The organism is Streptomyces humidus (assembly GCF_014649655.1).
GTDB classification, from domain to species: Bacteria; Actinomycetota; Actinomycetes; order Streptomycetales; family Streptomycetaceae; genus Streptomyces; species Streptomyces humidus.
Genome location: NZ_BMTL01000153.1, coordinates 1 through 894 on the forward strand (window position 1 = coordinate 1; position 894 = coordinate 894).

The 894-nt window shown below is 71.3% G+C and carries 1 protein-coding gene; it reads right to left on the reverse strand.

Going from position 1 to position 894, the window contains the following annotated elements; genetic code table 11:
- The coding region (locus IE239_RS41515; protein WP_190154616.1) for a hydroxyacid dehydrogenase at window positions 1–894 on the reverse strand (894 nt) is incomplete at both ends.

Here is an 894-nt window from a genome sequence, read left to right on the forward strand (position 1 = left end):
AGGCGCACCGAGCGGGCGACGGCGATGCCGGCCTTCTCCTGCGCCTCGTCGGTGGACGCGCCGAGGTGCGGGGTGGCCACGACCTGGTCGAACTCGAACAGCGGGGAGTCCGTGCAGGGCTCCTTGGCGTACACGTCGAGACCGGCGCCGGCGACCCGGCCCTCCTTCAGCGCCGAGTACAGCGCCTCCTCGTCGACGATGCCGCCGCGCGCGGCGTTGACGATGCGCACGCTCGGCTTGACCTTGCGCAGCGCCTCGTCGCCGATCAGTCCGACCGTCTCGGGGGTCTTGGGCAGGTGGACGGTGATGAAGTCGGAGACCTCGAGCAGCTCGTCCAGTGACAGGACCTTCACGCCCGTCTGCGCGGCGCGCGCGGGCTGCACGTAGGGGTCGTAGGCGACGACCTTCATGCCGAAGCCGGACATGCGCTGCGCGACGAGCGCGCCGATGCGGCCGAGGCCGACGACGCCGAGGGTCTTCTCGGCGAGCTCGACGCCCGTGTACTTGCTGCGCTTCCACTCGCCGTTCTTCAGCGCGGCGTCGGCCTGCGGGATGTGGCGGGCGGTGGCGAGCAGCAGACCGCAGGCCAGCTCGGCGGCGGTCACGATGTTCGAGGTGGGGGCGTTGACGACCATCACGCCGGCCTTGGTGGCGGCGGAGACGTCGACGTTGTCCAGGCCGACGCCGGCTCGTGCGACGACCTTCAGCCTGTGCGCGGCGGCGATCGTCTCGGCGTCGACCTCGGTGGCCGAGCGGATCAGGATCGCGTCGGCGTCGGCGACGGCCGGGAGCAGTTCGGCTCGGTCGGCTCCGTTGCAGTGCCGGATCTCGAAGTCCGGGCCGAGTGCGTCCACGGTCGCGGGCGACAGCTCTTCAGCGATGAGTACGACAGGT